The sequence below is a fragment of the Rubripirellula tenax genome, from assembly GCF_007860125.1.
Classification (GTDB): Bacteria; Planctomycetota; Planctomycetia; order Pirellulales; family Pirellulaceae; genus Rubripirellula; species Rubripirellula tenax.
Map to the genome: position 1 here is coordinate 535,960 of NZ_SJPW01000003.1, position 17,341 is coordinate 553,300.

Consider the following 17,341-nt stretch of genomic DNA (forward strand, 5'->3'; position numbering starts at 1 on the left):
GCACATTTGTGCCACCTGTTCAATGGATTGCCTGGAAAACCCATATTAGCAACGAGGCCAAGCAAAGGTCAGGCGTGCAAAACTTGACGGCTTGAAACGGAATTTGCCATGCGTGAACATCGTTTGATGTGCGCCGATCGCCGGCATAGCGGCTAAGATAGAGTCCCCGCCCCTCACCTCCTCGCCGCAATGAGCCCTCCCCGATGCGTTCGAGCCAATTCGTTCTCACCTGTCTTTTTGCCGTGGCTGTCTCGTCTTGGATCCGTGCCGACGGGTTGAATCCACGCGAAGAATTCTTCGAAAACCAAGTCCGTCCGTTGCTGATTGCCAAGTGCCAAGAATGTCACTCGGCATCGCTGCAGGAATCGGATCTGCGGCTAGATGGTCAGGCATTCGTCTTGCAAGGAGGGATCAGTGGTCCCGCTGCCGTCGCGCGGAACATTGACGACAGCTTGATCATCCAAGCGGTCACGGGCCAAAAAGGGCTCGATCGAATGCCTCCCGACGAGCCGCTCGAGCCGGAAGAAATTTTGATCTTGAAGAAGTGGGTGCGAATCGGTTTGCCGTGGACCGCCGAGGACGTGCCGCCTGCATCCGAAGCGGGACACCCAATTCCGTTGGGTGATCAAGTCGCTATCGGCAAGGCGGCCCAGTCACACTGGGCGTTTCAACCCGTCGCCAAAACACCGCCGCCGACCGTAGCGGCTGACATGGCCGAATGGGTCAACAATCCGATCGACGCGTTCATCGCGTCCCGGTTGTCGGACAATCGGTTGAGTCCCAATCCTGTTGCCGAACGTCGAGTTCTGATTCGGCGAATGTACTTTGATCTGATTGGGCTACCGCCAACGGCAACGCAAATTGATGCACTGGAGCACGACCCACGTCCGGATCACGTTGTCTTGGACGAATTGGCGACGACATTGCTGGCAAGCGACCACCATGGTGAACGATGGGCGAGATATTGGTTGGACCTCGCCCGATACGCCGACACGCGTGACTGGCAAGCCCAAGCGGAACTTCGCTATCCGTACGCTTACACGTACCGTGACTACGTGATCGAAAGTCTGAACGCGGACAAACCGTACGACGTTTTCGTGCGACAACAGATCGCCGCAGATTCCTATACCGACGATGCCGCATCCCCCGACTTGGCGGCACTGGGTTTGTTGACGGTGGGGCCAATGTTTCGAAACAACCAATTGGAACAAGTCGCTGACAAAATCGATGTCGTTTGCCGAGGGCTGATGGGGATCACGGTAAGCTGCGCACGCTGTCACGATCACAAATACGATCCGATTCCGATCGAAGACTTCTATTCGTTGTACGGTGTGTTCGCCAGTACGCGAATGCCAGACGAACTGCCTGTCATTCCTGGCTCGAAGGCTTCGCCAGAACTGTTGGCTGACTTTCAAGCCAAGCTGGATGCACGACGGCGGGCACTCGACAGTTACAAACAGGAACTGAAACAAGAAGCCGAAGCGGCTCTTCGCCAGAGCCTTCCGAAGTATTTGGACGGTTTCGTCTTGATGACCGTTTCAGGCAAGTCCGACATCCGCGGCACGATCAGCAAGTTGAAGGTCAAAGACATCGCGATGACGCCGCTGGACAATGTGCTCGCCAAGTCGCTGAAAGACGCTTCGCTTGCCGATCATCCCGTGCTGGGGCCTTGGCAACAGGGACTGTCGCTGTCCGACAAAGAGTTTGTGGGCAAACGGGAAACGTTGATTTCGGCGTGGTCGAGCGACAAGAAGTTGAACCCACGGATTGCTGCCGAGTTGACATCAAATCCACCCAAGTCGCGTGTCGAGTTGGTGAAGACCTACGCGGTTGTTTTCGACCGCGTGATCCAGAAGTGGACGCGTCAAGCGAAAGCGAATGCGAATGCTGCGTCACTTCCGGATCCGGCTGACGAAGCGGTCCGAGACGTGTTGTTGAGTCGCGATGGCTGGCTTGATCTCGACGTGGATGCCGTCCTCGCCGCGTCGCGATTGACGGGCAAGGGCCGCAAGAGTCTGGGCGATCTTGAGAAAGCAATCACCGAAGTGGAAGTCACCCACCCCGGCGCGCCGCCCAAAGCGATGACGTTGGTCGACTTAGAAAAACCGATCACACCGTATGTGATGCTGCGAGGCGAACCGAATCGTCGTGGCGACCGGGTACCAAGACAGTTTCTGCGAATGATTGCGGGCGACCAACGCAAGCCATTCGGTGACGGCAGCGGACGCCGTGAGTTGGCCGAAGCAATCGTCGATGCGGGTAATCCACTGACGTCGCGAGTTGCCGTCAATCGAATCTGGTCTCGCTATTTCGGTATGGGATTGGCCGAATCGTTAGACGATTTTGGGCTTCGCAGCGAGCCGCCCAATCACCCCGAATTGCTGGATTGGTTGGCAACGGAATTCGTTCGCAACGGTTGGTCGATGAAATGGCTGCATCACACCATTGTCAGCAGCAACACGTATCGGCAAGGCTCGGCCGCTCGCGACGACGGATTGTTGGCCGATCCCGAGAACCGCTTATTGTGGCGCCAGAACCGGCGGCGTTTGGATTTTGAAGCAATGCGAGACTCGATGTTATCGGTCGCCGGATCATTGGATCCTTCGATCGGCGGCAGGTCGGTGAAGTTGAGCGATGTTCCCTTTTCCAATCGGCGCTCGGTGTACGCCTATGTTGATCGCATCGAGTTGGACCCGATGCTAAGTACATTCGATTTCGCATCGCCAACGGCTTCGGCAGCGTCACGGCCTGAGACGACAATTCCACAGCAAGCCTTGTTTGCAATGAACCACCCATTTGTCGCGCAGCTCTGTCGGCACATTGCCACTGACGTCAAAGCGAGTGATTTTTCCGCCGATGAATCGGCGCTCGTCGAATCGATCTATCGGCGTGTGTTTGGTCGATCGCCGTCACCCGAAGAGGCGTCGACATCGGTCGACTTTGTACGCACGGCAAATCAACAGCCCGATGAATCGGTTTCTACTTGGCAGTATGGGTACGGCCCAATGAATCCCGGTGACACGGGGAATCCGGGGGACGTCGATGACAATTCCGTGCCGTTCACGCCGCTACCGCATTGGACCGGCCAGGTCTATCAAGCAAGCGAAGAGTTTCCTGATCCCGAGTTCAAGCACGTTCGATTGACCGCTGCCGGAGGCCATCCCGGCAGCACAGATCAACGCTGCGCCATTCGTCGCTGGAGCGCGCCAGCCGATGGTGTGGTGCGAATTTCCGGAGTCCTGAAACACACCCGTGAAGGCAGCGACGGCGTGGTCGCCATGATACGCAGTGCCGACGTGTCGACTCAGCATGAAGTCGCCCAGAGCACTGCAAAAACCGATGTGAAAGAAATCCAAGTTCGTCGCGGTGACGTGATCGACTTTGTTGTCGCCTGCGGCGCAACGTCACGATCAGACTCCTACAGCTGGATCGTGACGATCGTCGGTTTGGACGGCGATCTTCGCAAGCAGACTTGGAAGTCCAGTGACGATTTCCAGCCACCGCCGCCGCCCCTCTTGGAACCGTTGGCCCAGTTGGCACAGGCGTTGATGTTGACGAACGAATTTTTGTACATGGACTAAAGAGTGATGATGAACCAAATTGCAAATCGACGTCAATTGTTGACCCAAAGCGGCATGGGGCTGGGCATGTTGGCGTTGGCAGGATTGATGTCCGACGATGCGGGCGCACAGCAAGCGACCGATGGTGGCGGAGGCAGTTCGCTACGTTCGAAGTCGCCACATTTCGCGGCGAAGGCCAAGCGAGTGATTCACTTGTTTGCCAACGGAGGTCCCAGCCAAATCGATACGTTTGATCCCAAACCAGCCCTTGAAAAAATGGCCGGTAAAACGCTAAGCGACAAGCTGGGGCGTGACCGACGCTTGGGCGGCGTTGCCCACCCGTCGATTTTCAAGTTTGCCAAACATGGCGAATGTGGAACCGAAGTCAGCGAGCTGTTCCCCAATGTCGCCAAACACGTCGACAAGATGTGTGTGATTCGTTCCATGGTTACGGACGTCCCGAACCATGAACCCGGATTGATGATGATGAATTGCGGCGACATCGTTCGGCCACGGCCCAGCGTCGGGTCGTGGGCGCTCTATGGTTTGGGGACCGAGAATCAAAGTCTGCCGGGCTATGTCGTGATGTGCCCCAGTGGCTTGCCGACCGCGGCGACGGCGAATTGGCGCAGCGCCTTCTTGCCGGGGATTTATCAAGGCACGCATGTCGACACGAAGTACACCGATCCGGATGAACTGATCGCTAACATCGAGAACAAGTTTTTGGTTCACGGCCAACAACACCGGCAACTCGATCTTGTCCGACAGTTGAACCAAATGCACATCGATGGGCGTGACGACGATCCCCAATTGGCAACGCGGATTGAGTCGTTGGAGTTAGCGTTTCGAATGCAGGGCGAAGCTCGCGAAGCGTTCGACGTTTCCGACGAACCGGCGCACATTCAAGAAATGTATGGCGACTCGTTACAGGGACGCCAAATGTTGATCGCTAGGCGCTTGAGTCAACGTGGCGTTCGCTATGTCCAGGTCTACCACGGCGCCGGTCAACCCTGGGATTCGCACGCAGCGATCGAGAAAAATCATCCACGGCTGGCGAAGGAATGTGATCAACCGATCGCGGCCCTGCTTGCGGATTTGGAACAGCAAGGGCTGCTCGAGGACACGCTTGTGATCTGGGGAGGCGAGATCGGCCGGACGCCCACCGTGCAGCTCCCCGTCACCGCCACGCCCGGTCGCGACCACCACAACGACGGGTTTACCGTGTGGATGGCGGGCGGCGGAGTCAAAGGCGGAACGACGTACGGCGCAACGGACGAAGTCGGCTTGAAAGCCGTCGAAAATCGGGTCCACGTTCACGACTTGCACGCAACCATTTTGCACTTGCTTGGCTTCGATCACACGCGATTAACCTACCGCTATGCCGGTCGCGACTTTAGATTGACCGACGTGCACGGCAATGTCGTCACGGACATCATTGCCTAAAATAACAGCGGGCGACGGATCCCTCCTAACTTCTTCGACCACTCGCTTCAATACTTCAGATTGCTCCATTGATGGATTTGCATATGTTTCGATTCGTGAAACTTTCGGTTCGCTCGACTTTTTTATTCTTGACCACAGCGATGGTATCGCCGCTGTTGGGAGCCGACCCGCCGGCCAAGGTATCGGTCTTGCTGATCGACGGCCAGAACAATCATAAGTGGAAAGAAACCACGCCGGTGATCAAGCAGTCGTTGGAAGCTTGCGGACGATTCTTGGTCGACGTGGCCACCGCGCCGGACAAGGGCGCTGACATGGCGACGTTCTCACCGGACTTTTCGTCGTACGACGTTGTCGTTTCAAATTACAACGGTCAACCATGGAGCGAGGCGACAAGTCTTGCGTTCGAACAATTCGTGGCCAGCGGCAAAGGGTTCGTCAGCATTCACGCGGCCGACAACTCGTTTTCGAAATGGGATGCCTACAACCGCATGATCGGTCTGGGCGGTTGGGGTGGTCGCAACGAAACCAACGGCCCGTACGTTCGCTGGAAAGAAGACCTCAAACGATTCACTCGTGACGAGTCGCCCGGCCCCGGTGGCTCGCACGGCAAACGAGTCCCCTTTGCGGTGGTTGTTCGCGATGCCGATCACTCGATCACTCGCGGGTTGCCAGGAACATTCATGCAGACGGCGGACGAACTGTATGCCAAGCTTCGCGGTCCTGCGCTGAACATGCATGTATTGGCCACTGGATTCAGTGCACCGAAGACGGGCGGCAGCGGTGAACACGAACCTCTATTGATGACAGTCCAGTACGGCGACGGTCGCGTCTTTCATACAACGCTTGGACATGACGTCGACGCGATGCAAGGCGTCGCGTTCCAGGTCACCTTGCAGCGAGGTACCGAGTGGGCCGCGACCGGCGATGTCACGTTGCCCGCAGTCGACGCGGCCACTTTGACGGCCGACGTTGCTGCCGAGCGAGATCCGGGAACAGTGATCGCTCCGGCAACGGCATCCGAGTTGATCCCGGATTTGTCTGGCAACGATTGGGAAACTTTGTTCAACGGAAAAGATCTGAGTGGTTGGACTCAGAAAAACGGTACCGCAACTTATCGTGCCGAAGACGATTCGATTGTCGGGAAGACGGCCGAAGGAAGTCCGAACTCGTTCCTGTGCACCGACCGCGTCTATTCGGATTTCGAGTTGACGTTTGAAGTCATGGGCGACGCGGGGCTCAATAGTGGCGTTCAAATTCGTTCGCTTAGCAAGCCCGATGTCCAGAACGGGCGCGTTCATGGACCGCAAGTCGAGATCGAACCGTCGCCGGGCGAGAGCGGATACATCTATAGCGAAGCAACCGGTCGCAGGTGGATCACCACAGAGCGACCGATCGACGATGCGTTGATCAACGGTCAATGGAACCGTTACATCATTCGCGCTCGTGGCGATCGTTTGCAGACGTGGATCAATGGTCGCCCGATCGCGGATATCCGTGATGCAGAATCCAGCCGCGAAGGCTTCATCGGGTTGCAAGTCCATTCGGTGCCGAAAGACAGTACGCCGATGCAGGTGCGATGGAAAGACATTCGGATTCGCCCGCTTTGACGTGGCCGGTTGGGTAAAGATTGCCGATTGACGCAGATTGCCCGCGGTACGGTCTGGTCCGGTTGTTCAATTGGTGAGAGTTGTCGCACGGGGGGGGGTCTTACCGAATGGAGACGGACCCAACGGATTTTGATATCGCTCACGCCCAGAATGCGTCAAAACACCGTTCCAGCCCAGTCGATGTCAACGTTGGGCGACCGTGATTTGTATCCATGGAAGGGTACACCCGAGTCGTCCGGAAATTCTGGGCGTGCCGTTTCATGGAAGAACAGAGCCGAAAAAGTCGCTTGATCAAGCGATTCACGTTGGCAGCATGGATTGCTGCGACCGCATCACCGTTGAGCGCCAAATCACCGGATGCGAAATCGCCGGACACTTCAGAAGCAGTGGTCGCCGCAGAGAACGTCGTCAGCCTTCGAAGTCTGTTGTCGAACGGTCCCGGTCCTCAACCCGAGACGATCGCAGTCCCTGTCGCGCCGCCGACACCTTCACCCAAAGTTTCTTCGCCTAAACGCCGCGAGACTTCGCCCGTCGCCCAGGCAACGCCTAAGTCAATCAAGACGCCTACCAGGCCCGTTGCTTCCATCGGAACGCCAATTCCAAGCGTCTCGGACATTCGATTGCGTCTCATCGATGTTGCGAAATCGCTGACGATCGATCCTGCTTCATCCACGGACACGCCCGACCCGGCGAAGCAAGTTGGCGACGAACCGGCCGCTACGCCCGAGAGCATCGCCGAGATTTTGAAGGGTAAGGCTAGCGTTTTGGTTCTGCCACAACGGACGCCGCTCAAGACGTCAAGCAATCCGGCTCCGTATGTCAAGCGTTCGACACCGTCGAACTCGTTGACGTCGATGATTCCATCGGCCGCCACGGATCAGCCAAACCGCGAATACAAGCGGCAAGATGATCAAGATGATATCGCGATGACGAAGAAAACTGCCGCAACGACGGCAGCCGCCGGCGCCGTCGACACGCATCCGATCGCAATGGCTCCGCCGATTGAGTTGCCCAAACCGACGACGACGGAGTTGTTGGAATCCGAATCCATCGAACTTCGTGCCGAGCTGGATGCGAAGTTTGCGAAGCAGCATCTGTTCCCGTCCGTCGAAAGCGATCCCGCGGTCACGGCGTCCGCGTCACCGGTACCGATGAACGATTCAATGGCATCAAGCCAATTGTTGCCTCCGCCCGTCACCAGCACCGACCAAGAAACGACATCAGTCTCGCCGACCGCAATGATTCACGCGAACCGATTGCGAGAACTGTCGCATCGATCGTTGCAGGCTGCGAAGGACTGTTTGCAGCGTGGTGCTTTGCACTCCGCTAGAAAGTACGCCACCGAATCGCTTCGACAAACCATCGACATGCAGGATATTCGCGACGGCGGCAACCGACATGCTCGTCACCTCGACTTAGCGCTCAGCGCGATTCGCGAGTCCGATGACTTTTGCGGCCGCTTTGGCCACGTCGACTCGGAATCGCTGCAGCGGATGGTGTCGGTTCACGAAACTGATGTCCTCAAAGAACACGACCTGTCGAACGTTTCTGCGATGCGAGCCTCAGAAGCGTATTTGAGTGTCGCAAAAGACAACTTAGTCGCTGCGGCCGGCGATTCGTCGGACGCCTGTGACGCGATGGTGTTGCTAGGGATTCTGGAGAAGCAACTGCAAGACAAGAATCCGACCCACGCAGGTGCCGTTGCCATCACGCTGCAACATGCTGCATCCGAGATCGCACCCAACAGCGCCCTGGCACGCCAGGAGTTGGGCGTCACGTTCTTGGAACAAGGCTTAGTTCCACAAGCGGCATTCGCACTTTCGCAAAGTATCCAGCTTCGACCGTCTCGCGTCTCCTATACCCGGCTGTTGGATGCTTCGCGGCGGATGGGTGACGCTGAAACGTCCGGCCAGTGCTTGCAGGCACTCAACGATCCCAGCCTGCCAAGCGGTATCGCCGTCAAGACGCTCACGCCGGAAGACTTCGCAGCCAGCTATCGACCCGATCCGGTCTCGATGCAAGCACCTTCGAAGAAAGCGGCTGCGAGTCCCCCTTCACAAGCTGATACCCCGCGAGTGTCAACACGGTCGTTTTTTCCATTCGGCCGCCGCTAGTAGGGTGCGTCCTTAGCGCTAAAACAGTCTACCCAACAATTTGTTCCTTCCCGATGGACCGACCAGCAGCGTCCTGAAATTTGCGAGTGATATCCATGGCTATCAATCTTCTCAATCGCTTTGGCGTTCTGCTAATGGCCTGCGCGGTGTTCAGTGGTTCGGCGACGTTGCGAGCCCAGGACAGCAGCGATATTCCACCGGCGCCCAAGTCGGCGTTCTCGAATCCCAAGGTGGATCTTGGAAAACCGCATTCGGTATCGGAAACGATTCCGTCGGCACCACACTATCCAACCACATCGACACACAAAGTCGAATTTGCTTCGATGCCGATGGGCCCGATCATGACAGATCCCTCGGCCGCCCCATGCCTGAGATGCGTTGACCGCGGCGCCGACACGATGATTGGTGGTGTGGGAATGAAGTTGGGCATCGGTCCTTGCCCAGGCGGCCATCTATGTTGGCAGTGTCCCTATGACGCTCCGTTTTCCGTTTACGGTCCGGGCGAATACGCCGGTCCGGCGCGGATGCACCGCATTCCGGAATATCGTTTGCGAACGGGCGACACCATTCAATTGACCTTCATGGTTTCCGCTCTCACAAGCGAAGGTGACTACCGTTTGGTCGTCGGCGACGAACTGCTGATCGAATCGGAAGCAGACGACGACCTGACCCGTGGGACGCTTGAAAAAGGTTTGCGGATTCAACCCGACGGAACGATCACACTGCGATTGATCGGCCAGGTCCACGCAGCAGGCCAAACGATCAATCAACTACGCGAAGTTCTGGAACGAAAGTACGTCGAGTACTATCCTGAGCCTTCCATCGATGTGACGCCCGTCAATACGGGTTCGGCTGCTCGTCAGGTTCGTGAAGCGATCAGCGGCGTCGGTGGTTTCGATCCCCAACAAATCCAGCAAACATTGACGCCGTCGGGCGAAATTCGATTGCCAAAAATTGGTAGCGTTCAAGCTCAAGGACTCACGCTCGACGAATTGAAGCAAGAAATCAATCTGCGCTATGATCAAGCCGTTGGCGGATTGGAAGTCGAACCATCGTTGACTGCGCAGGCACCGCACAACGTGTTCGTGTTGGGCGAAGTCGGCCAGCCTGGACGATTCGAGATGAACAACACGCCGACAACTGTGCTGGGTGCGATCGCCATGGCCGGTGGACACCGAACGGGTGCGAACCTGCGTCAAGTCGTCATTTTCCGCCGCGGCGAAAACTGGGAATTGGTTTCAACGGTCTTGGATCTGCGAGGCGCCATCCTGGGCCGCGAGGCTCATCCTTGCGACGAAATTTGGGTGCGTGACGGCGACGTCATCATTCTGCCGAGCACACCGATTCGGTTGTTCGACAATTTCGTTCGCCAAGTGTTCACCGAAGGCCTGTACGGAATCTTGCCGGTGTCCGGTGCATACAACTTCGGTGGCAGTTTCAACAACTAGCCTTGGCGGATGATGGCTTCAGCGACACGGATGCCACTGTTCATGGCTCCGTGGATGCTGGGCGTTTCACAGTGATCGCCACAAACCATCACACCTTTGGGGCCACCGTAGTCGGCCGCTTGAATCGATCGTTGCACCGGTTCAAGCGAGCGGCGGGGAAGTCCGTAAGGAACTTGATAGACTGCCAATCGATTCCATCGATTGACGGGCGACCCGAACCATCGTCGAAGTTGGTCACGGACGGCCAAGTCAATGGCGTCAACGTCATTGCGGTCTACGTAGTCACTGTCCATGCGATCGCGGGCAGGTCCGACACTTACCGAGACCAAAGCTTTGCCACCGGGTGAGTATTCCGGCGCGACATCGGAAAGGACCACCGCCGATTGAACAGGCCCCGGTTCGTCACCGCGAATCATCAGCAATTGGCGGTCGTCGGGTGACTGTTCGGCGGTGTAGTACAGATTGGTGGTTTGGTTCCACGCTGTGTCGATGTCGTTGTTGCCAAAAAGTCGCGCGGCGGTCGTACTTTCCGTCGCCACGATGATCTGTCGAGCTTGAAGTTGGTCGCCGCTAGAAAGATGCACGCGACTTTCGTCTAAAGCAGTGACGCTCTGTTGCAGCCGAACGGTTCCTCGCGGTAAACGGTCCGACAATTGTCGAGGAATCGCGCCCATGCCATCAGCCGGCACGGCAACCTTGCCTTCGGCGAACATACGGAACACAAACTCGAACAATCGACTGGATTGGCTCAGTGTTTCGTCCAAAAACACACCGCCGATGAATGGTCGAAAGAAGCCTTCGATCATCGAATTTGAAAATCCCGCCTCGGTCAAATAGTCGATCGTTGCTTGATCGTCGCGATGGTAAAGATCATTCAGGGTTCCGGCACGCGATCGGCTGCGGACTTTGGCGATGCGAAGTTTGTCACCCAGCGTACCGACGGGATTCGTCGCTGTGGCGATTGCATGCCGGGGCCGCCGCCACGGGTCGCTCAGCACATGAAATCGGCCTGATTGGCGAATCAGCGCTCCAGGCTCGAAATACCGAAGTCGCAAGGCGTCATAGTCGAGCATGCGTTGGCACGCCGGATAGGCGGTCAACAGGATTTGGAATCCGTGGTCCATAGTGAATCCGTCCACGACATCGGTTCGTACACGTCCACCGACACGTTCGGTCGCTTCCAATAGCGTGACGCTGCGACCCGCTTCGGTCAGCAATGCGGCACAGGTCAGTCCTGCTAATCCGCCGCCGACGATGACGACGTCAAGATTCTCGTTTGATTCCATGTTCTCGTTATCGATCAGGTTCAAATGATGTTGTAGCCTCGCTCGGTCAATTGCTCGGCCAAAATTTGTTTGGGTTGATAATCGCCGTGTACCAGCCGTATCTGTTGGGGTGGTTCCGATATGGACTGGACGAACCGTATCAATCCGGCTTGGTCGGCATGAGCCGAGTAGCCGTGAATTTGATGAACCTTTGCATGGACATCATAACGTCGACCATCCAACCGAACCCAATCGCTGCCGCGGCGGATATTGTTTCCGGGCGTCCCGCCGGCTTGGTAACCGACAAAGACGATGTCGGTCTTTGGGTTGCCAATGAACTGCTTCAAGTAATTGACCACGCGCCCGCCCGTGCACATGCCGCTACCCGCAATCACGATCGCTGGCAGTTGTCGGTCCGATAAGTAGTTGACGATGTCTCGGTGTTCGCGGTGATTGCCGACGGTGGTCAAGTTTTCAAAAACGAGCGGTTGATCGTCGGTGGTCAACAACTTTTGGGCCTCGATGCCCCAGTACTCTTGCAGGCTCTTGTAGATGCTGGTGAAACGTGAAGCCAGGGGAGAGTCGACGATGACGTCGACTTGTTTCATCAGCGAACGCGATTCGGTGGCCTGGATGCGCTCGAAGATTCCATTCATTTCGTAAAGCAGCGATTGGGTGCGTCCGAGACTGAAAGCAGGGATGATGGTGACGTGTTTGTCTTCAAGCGTTTTGCGAAGGAGGTCTTCGAGCGTTTTTTGCCGGTCTTCCGTCGTCGGATGCAAACGGTCGCCGTAGGTACTTTCCATCACCAACAAGTCGGCTCGCTCGAGCGTCGCCGGAGCTCGTAACAAGGGATCGTTGCCGCTGCCAAGATCGCCAGAAAAAACGACGCGTTTTCCGTCGGGAAGCTCAACCTCGAACATGGTCGAACCGAGCACGTGTCCGGCAGGCAGCAAGCGAATTTTGACTCCACCGGGAATCTCCTGCCAAACTCTGTAAGGAAGCGGTCGCAACAGTTGACCGATCTTGCTTTGGAATCGCTTGATCAAATTCCGCGACCGTGTGAATCCGATCTTTAGTGAGTCCTCCATCACCAGCGGCAATAACTTCGCGGTCGGAAAGCTGCAATAGATTGGTTGGTCGAATCCCGCCGCGATCAAGTACGGCAACCGCCCGACGTGATCGACGTGAACGTGGGTCAACAGCATCCCGACAATGCCGCGGATCGAAAAATTGATCTCGGGATTGGGATTCGCGCGGGCGTCGTCGCCCTGAAAAATGCCGCAGTCGACCAGCAAGCTTTGGTCTTTCTCCCAAAACAATTGGTGGCACGATCCCGTGACGCCTTCATGTGCTCCGTGATGTACCAGTTTCATGAGAACGGCCTGGGAAACAGGGCGGATGGGATGCGAGTGTCACGATCGTCACAAATTAACACCGAGGGCGACTTGTGCCGACCGGGCGATGCCTGGGCTATCGGACGCGATGACCAGACGTGTCAGGGGGCAGGGCGATCAATGGTGTGTTGCCGGCTATGAAACCGCTCACCATACCACTGCTCAATCATCCCTCTATCAGAAGAGAATACGAAGATGGCCAAATTCTATGTTCAATCGGGTACCGTCCGCATCATCGTCCAAGCCGAATCGAGTCGAAAGGCTGCGTTGTGGGCGGTACACCAAACGATGCAACAAGTGCTGCCAACCGCTGACGACGCCGATCAAACGCCGACCAGCAAAAGCGAAAAGGCGAACACTCAAGGATTTGCCGTCTTGGCGTCCAAGGTCACCGTCAGCGAAAGAGGTTTCGACCGAAACGATGCCTCGACGATGTCCACGATCGAAGTCGTTGCCGAATGGAATCAGATGGTCACAACGCTAGACCGATTGGAAAGAATGCTCTACCAAGCGGCATGATTCCAGCCGTAGCGTCGTACCCGTCACTCTTAAAGTGATGGCAACTGGGGGTAGCAAGTTCGTCTTGCTTGGCGTTTCGAAACTTCGGTAGAGTCCCGCCGGGTGACGCTGCGCCATGATGGCTTGTCTCCCGAACGTCCCACCCCAATGCCGTCTGAGTTGCTAACCGCCTCGGTTTTGCAAGCATCTCGACTGGCGGTCCCTCCGCTTTGAACGTGAATCTATGAAACCATTGAAACTTGATCGCAGGATCATTGTGGCCTTGGCTGCGCTGTTCACTTTCCTAGGTTACCAACCCCTCTGGGCCGACCCTTCGAGCAAGCGGGTACGCAATGCTGGCATTGATTCGACCGGTACGACCTTCGTATCCAGTAACGCCAATATCTCGATCACTAGTGAGTTTCCCGGCGGCCGAATGAACCGCTGCGATCAAATCAGCGATCAAAAATTCTCGATCACCATCAAACCCGAACGAAACCGAATCAACGATAGCGCGTGGTACGCGTTCCGCGTTGACTCGATCGATCAAGACGAAGTCACCATTCGCTTGAACTACGTGGGTGGCACCCATCGCTACGATCCGAAGGTCAGCCGCGACGGAAAAACTTGGAAGGCGACACCGGAATTGGTGACTCGTCGGCACCCACTCGGTCGCGAAGTCGAGTTGACGATACCTCTAGATGGCAAACCGATTTGGGTCGCCGGTCAAGAACTGCTCGACGACAGCGCACTTGAAGACTGGACACAACAACTGAGCGAGCGAGCGCACGTTCAACGCAGCGTCATTGGCGAATCCGTTCAAGGCCGACCGCTGCACCGGATCGACATCACCGAATCGGAAAACCCCGATTACGTGTTCATCATCGCTCGGCAACATCCGCCCGAAGTATCTGGCGCGATCGGCATGATGCACTTCGTTGAAGCGATCGCAAGTGACACCGAAATCAGCAAACAATTTCGCAACCGTTATTCGGCGGTTGTCGTCCCGATGGTCAACCCTGATGGGGTTGCGCACGGACACTGGCGATGCAACGCCAATGGCGTCGACTTGAACCGCGACTGGGCGCATTTTACGCAACCCGAAACCCGTGCCGTCGTAGATCAACTATTGAAGTGTCGCAAAGTACAAGACAACAGCGATGCAGGTCAGCGATTGAGTCTGTTCATCGATTTTCACAGCACATTCGATGACGTGTTTTATACCAATCCACAGAAATCCGATTTGTATCCGACAGGGTTCACCGAAAATTGGCTCGGCGCCATTCAGGGACGCTTTCCCAAGTACGCGGTTCAGCAAGTCGAAAACCACAATGCCGACCGATCGACCAGCAAGGCTTGGGTTGCCGGAACTCTTGGTGTCACCGCGATCACGTACGAATTCGGCGACGAGACAGATCGGAAGACCATTCGATCCGTAGCCACCGGTGCTGCTGAAGAGATGATGCGGTTATTGGTCGACCTGCCCACCGAAACAAGCAAGCCCGAACGAGTCGCCGTAAAGGCGAACGCGCCTGCCAACTTCTAGGGTCTTCTGCGGTCACTCAAAACAATAGACCGTTTCTTTCGCACGGATGATCAATCGTCCGTCCGCGATGGCGGGTGACCCGAGGACTCCGTCGTCGAGCGTGACTTCCGAGACGACTTCGGCCGTATCGCCCTGGTCTTCGACGACCACTCCGTTGCCCGCCTGATCGAACGCATAGATTCGCTTGCCGGCGATCACTGGCGTGGCCCATCCGCTGCCGATGGAGCCGAGTCGTTCTTGCCATCGCATTTCGCCGTCACCCAAAGTGCCGCCAACCAGCACCGATCCCTTCAAGGCGTAAACACGGTCTTCGTTCGCGACGACCGATGCATTGCGGGGACTGAACTTTCCGCTTCGCCATGCTTCGGCGGGCGTGTTGTCCTTGTCATCGCTGGTCGATGCGGCATCGCTGCCGACAAGATCTAGGACCAACAAGTCATCGCCGGGCAACATCAACAGCCCGCCACTGGAAGTCGGCGATGGAATGGTTGCTCTGCCCTCATCGATCGTCCAGCTTGTTGCGCCCGTTCCCGGATGTACCGCCAACACACTTTCGCTGCTTTGCAAAACCACTTCCTGGCTTCCATCGCCGCGAGTGATCAACAGCGGTGACGACCAGTTCGAACTTTTGGGACGATCGATGCGCCAACGCGTGACGCCGGTTTGCAAGTCGATTCCCATCGCGAAGGATTCACCTTTGGATTCGACTTGAACGACAACGACGTCACCGGCAATGATCGGCGAGGAGGCCATGCCCACGTCGTTGCCCGCTTTGGGGCTTTCAAATCCGAGCCCGCGATACCATTGAAGTTCGCCTTGGGTGTTCAAGCAAACCAAGTCGTTGCTGCTGAAGAACGCGACGATGCGGTTTCCGTCGCTGGCCGGCGTCGGTGCAGCGTTCGCACTCGATTCGTGACAGAACGGGCGACCGGTCGCATCGAACGACTGTTCCCACATCGTCGTACCCGATTTCAGATCCAACGAAGTGACGAAGATCTTCTCGCCATCGGGACCCGCGGAACTTGTCGTGATGACCTGGCCGTCGACAATGATCGGACCGGCAACGCTTTTGCCCGGCATCGACGCGCGCCAAGCCAAGTTGCCGGACTCGCTGTTGTCGAGTTTCGCTGGGCCGACGGCGACACCGCCGCTGCCATCGCCACGAAACGCCAGCCAGTCGTCGCCGACCGCGCGGATCGATGAACACAGCACCGTCGAAGTAAGCAGGATCGTAAGGATTCGTTTAGTTGCCACTGGTCAATCCTTTACCGTTGAGGTCGGTCAATCGAAATTGGAATTCCCAATCTTGGGCCCAACCTTCGGTTTGTTCGTTCTGGCACGCTTTGATCAGAATCGTGTTGTCACCTTCACGTAATTCGACATTGGCGATGTATTGATCCAGCGCGGTGCCGGAGTGATAGACTTCATTGGCCATCTGTTCCTGGCCGTTGACCCAAACCTTGTTGGCCGTGACGCAGCCCAATCTCGCCTGAGCGACTTGAGCGGTCGGTGAGCGGAACGTGGTGAACAGGTAGGCGGTCGCACCCTTCTCTTTTTCAAACGCTGTCGCCAAGTCGACCTTTCCCGTATCGGCGTCACCCTCGACGTCTTTCCACATCACGTCGCCATCCTTGCCATCGGCGGCGGGCTTCGCATCGGTCGACTGGGATGCAAGGTAAGTACTTTCCGGAGAATAAACTGCATCGAATCCGACGCCGCCGGTGTTGTTGAACGGTCCGATCGCTTTCCAAGTCGTGATCATCGAGAACGCTTGGCGGATGCTTGCCGTTTCACCAAGGTCTTTCAACGATCGAACGGCAGCTTCCAGTTGTCGCGGTTGTCGCGCCGCGATCAGTGCGTCACGGTAAAGTTTCTTGGCCATGTCATCGTCGCCATCTTTCTTGGCCGCTTCCGCACGGCCGAGTGTTTGGGCAACCGCCATTTGACGAAGCGGCAGGCTTGGATCGTCAAGGCAGCCCATGATCAGCTTGGACGATTGCTCCGGTGCAATCTTCTGTAGTATCTCCATCGCAAGTCCACGTCCGCTGCCGTTGTTGGCACGGTCCATGGCATAGCTTTCGATCAGCTCTTTGGGTAGCGATGGCGATTGACGTGTGATGTCGAACACGATGCCGCGAATCCAGTTGCGGGAAACGGCATCGGCATTGGACATTGCGTCAAACAACTGCGGCAGTCGATCAGCCGGCAGGACGCGAAGCGCGGCGGCGGCTTCGCTTGCTGCCTTCATACCTGCCGCATCCGGCGAAACCGACTGGATCATCGCGATCGCTGCGGTTATCGGAATCGAATCGGCTAGTGCGGTGCCGTCAGCCAGTGCGCTGCTGGGGAACGTCAGCAATGCGAACAGCAACGCGGCGCCGCGATGCTGTCGAATAGAGTCAATCGGTTTCATCGCGGTCGCAATCATCGGTGAGTCAGGAACACAGAGCCACGATTGTAGCG

At 56.7% G+C, this 17,341-nt stretch carries 11 protein-coding genes; 7 read left to right on the forward strand and 4 right to left on the reverse strand.

The genetic code is table 11. From position 1 onward, the window contains the following. Positions 1-242: 242 nt before the first annotated feature. From Poly51_RS12815 to Poly51_RS12835, 5 genes are all read left to right on the forward strand, one after another. Positions 243-3,581, forward strand: a complete 3,339-nt coding sequence (locus Poly51_RS12815; RefSeq protein ID WP_246114459.1) for a PSD1 and planctomycete cytochrome C domain-containing protein — start codon at positions 243-245, stop codon at positions 3,579-3,581. 3 nt (positions 3,582-3,584) lie between these two features. Then, positions 3,585-5,003, forward strand: a complete 1,419-nt coding sequence (locus tag Poly51_RS12820) for a DUF1501 domain-containing protein (RefSeq protein WP_390621780.1) — start codon at positions 3,585-3,587, stop codon at positions 5,001-5,003. Positions 5,004-5,074: 71 nt separating this feature from the next. Next, complete coding sequence (locus Poly51_RS12825) at positions 5,075-6,610, forward strand: family 16 glycoside hydrolase (RefSeq protein WP_390621781.1); 1,536 nt, start codon at positions 5,075-5,077, stop codon at positions 6,608-6,610. 212 nt (positions 6,611-6,822) lie between these two features. Continuing rightward, positions 6,823-8,724 carry a tetratricopeptide repeat protein gene (locus Poly51_RS12830; protein WP_146458057.1) on the forward strand — a complete coding sequence of 634 codons (1,902 nt, stop codon included), beginning with the start codon at positions 6,823-6,825 and terminating at the stop codon, positions 8,722-8,724. A 95-nt stretch (positions 8,725-8,819) separates the two neighbouring features. Beyond that, entirely contained in the window at positions 8,820-10,172 is a 1,353-nt protein-coding gene (locus Poly51_RS12835) for a polysaccharide biosynthesis/export family protein (protein ID WP_146458059.1), read from the forward strand. Here Poly51_RS12835 and Poly51_RS12840 read toward each other — a convergent pair. After that, on the reverse strand, positions 10,169-11,458 hold the full coding sequence (locus tag Poly51_RS12840) for an NAD(P)/FAD-dependent oxidoreductase (RefSeq protein ID WP_146458061.1): 1,290 nt from the start codon (positions 11,456-11,458) through the stop codon (positions 10,169-10,171). The genes Poly51_RS12835 and Poly51_RS12840 overlap by 4 nt on opposite strands. Before the next feature lie 20 nt (positions 11,459-11,478). Further along, positions 11,479-12,813 carry an MBL fold metallo-hydrolase RNA specificity domain-containing protein gene (locus Poly51_RS12845; RefSeq protein ID WP_146458064.1) on the reverse strand — a complete coding sequence of 445 codons (1,335 nt, stop codon included), beginning with the start codon at positions 12,811-12,813 and terminating at the stop codon, positions 11,479-11,481. Positions 12,814-13,029: 216 nt separating this feature from the next. Between Poly51_RS12845 and Poly51_RS12850 the strand changes: the two genes are divergently transcribed. Together Poly51_RS12850 and Poly51_RS12855 are read left to right on the forward strand one after the other, a co-directional pair. Beyond that, positions 13,030-13,353: a hypothetical protein gene (locus Poly51_RS12850; RefSeq protein ID WP_146458066.1), complete on the forward strand. Its 324-nt coding sequence runs from the start codon at positions 13,030-13,032 to the stop codon at positions 13,351-13,353. Positions 13,354-13,576: 223 nt separating this feature from the next. Next, on the forward strand, positions 13,577-14,878 hold the full coding sequence (locus Poly51_RS12855; protein ID WP_146458068.1) for a M14 family metallopeptidase: 1,302 nt from the start codon (positions 13,577-13,579) through the stop codon (positions 14,876-14,878). A gap of 12 nt (positions 14,879-14,890) precedes the next feature. On the opposite strand, the gene Poly51_RS12860 is transcribed toward Poly51_RS12855, so the two are convergent. Both Poly51_RS12860 and Poly51_RS12865 read right to left on the reverse strand, forming a co-directional pair. After that, complete coding sequence (locus tag Poly51_RS12860) at positions 14,891-16,132, reverse strand: outer membrane protein assembly factor BamB family protein (RefSeq protein ID WP_146458070.1); 1,242 nt, start codon at positions 16,130-16,132, stop codon at positions 14,891-14,893. Beyond that, positions 16,122-17,291, reverse strand: a complete 1,170-nt coding sequence (locus tag Poly51_RS12865) for a hypothetical protein (RefSeq protein WP_146458073.1) — start codon at positions 17,289-17,291, stop codon at positions 16,122-16,124. The genes Poly51_RS12860 and Poly51_RS12865 overlap by 11 nt, the downstream gene beginning before the upstream one ends. Positions 17,292-17,341 lie beyond the last annotated feature (50 nt).